2 protein-coding genes are annotated in these 1,246 nt (G+C 59.9%); both read right to left on the minus strand.

The annotated features are described in order from the left end of the window. A partial coding sequence (locus IV098_RS08865) for a heterodisulfide reductase-related iron-sulfur binding cluster (RefSeq protein WP_296888224.1) occupies window positions 1–817 on the minus strand: 817 nt, incomplete at its 3' end. A 14-nt stretch (window positions 818–831) separates the two neighbouring features. Next, window positions 832–1,246, minus strand: a 415-nt coding sequence (locus IV098_RS08870) for a heterodisulfide reductase (RefSeq protein ID WP_296888226.1), incomplete at its 5' end; no start/stop codon positions are given.

Consider the following 1,246-nt stretch of genomic DNA (forward strand, 5'->3'; position numbering starts at 1 on the left):
CCACCACCATCAGCTGGCTGTAATACATCACGGGAATGTTGAACTTGGTGCCGTAAGTCTTGTTGATCTGGCCCTGATAGATCTCGACGTTGGCCTGGCACAGCGGACACGGCGTGACGATCATTTCCGCGCCGTGGTCGTAGGCCGACTCGACGATGTCCTTGATCTGCGCTTGCGCCTTTTCCGGTTCGGAGAATGCCAGTGCACCGCCGCAGCAGGTGACTTTCTGCTCGTACTCGGGGATCGATTCGGCCCCCACCATTTCGACCATCTTGTCGAGGTAGACCGGGTTCTCGAACGATTCGCCGGCGACGCCGAACGGACGGTTGGTCTGACAGCCGACGTAGCCCGCGATCTTGACGCCTTCGAGCGGCCGCACGACGTGCTTCTTCATTTCGTCAAAGCCCAGGTCTTCGATCAGCACTTCGACCATGTGGCGGATGTTGGGCATTTCGTTGATGGTCAGTCCGGCTTCCTTCAAGGCTTCGCGGGTGTCGGCCATCAGGGTGTCGGAATGCGTCAGCCGCTCGCGGGTTTCGCGCGCACCGAGCCAGCAGGCGGCGCAGGTGGCGACGATTTCCTGACCCGGCAGGTTCTTTTCGGACAGCGCGAAGTTGCGCGCGTTCATCACGTGGCGCGGCAGTTCGCCCGCTTCGGCGTAACCAATCGAGGCGCCGCAGCAGTTCCAGTCGGGGATTTCGGTGAGTTTGACGTCGAGCGTCTTGCACATGGACTCGACCGAGGTCAGGTAGTTGGACGCGGACGCACCCTTTTGCGACGAACATCCGGGGTAAAACGCGTATTCATGTTTTGCCATGGGTAATTATCTCCTCAGCCTGCCATTTTGGCGGCCTTGCGGCTGCGCTCGATTTCGTAGGCCTTGTTCAGCATCGCCTGGATGCCTTTCTGATCCTTGCACTTGTGGCCGCCGAACAGTTCGAGCGGGTTGAGCCGCTTGGCCAGCACCAGACCGATGGCGACATCCTTCATCTTCATGCCTTCCTTGATGCCCGAAGCCAAGCCGCCTTTGAAGTAGAGACCCAGCGACAATTTGAGCTCGTTGACGCGGCCGGTATGCGTGCAGTTTTTCCAGAACAGGCCGCTGAAGAAACGCGTGGCCTGCATCTTGGGCGCCAGGCCGATACGGTGCGCGTATTCGGCGATGCCGTGCATGATGTGGGTGATCGGCAGCTTGCGCGGGCAGCGCACGATGCAGTTGTAGCAGGAGGTGCAGTTCCACATCGAG

Origin of the sequence: Thiobacillus sp., from assembly GCF_018780105.1 — a bacterium.
Classification (GTDB): Bacteria; Pseudomonadota; Gammaproteobacteria; order Burkholderiales; family Thiobacillaceae; genus Thiobacillus.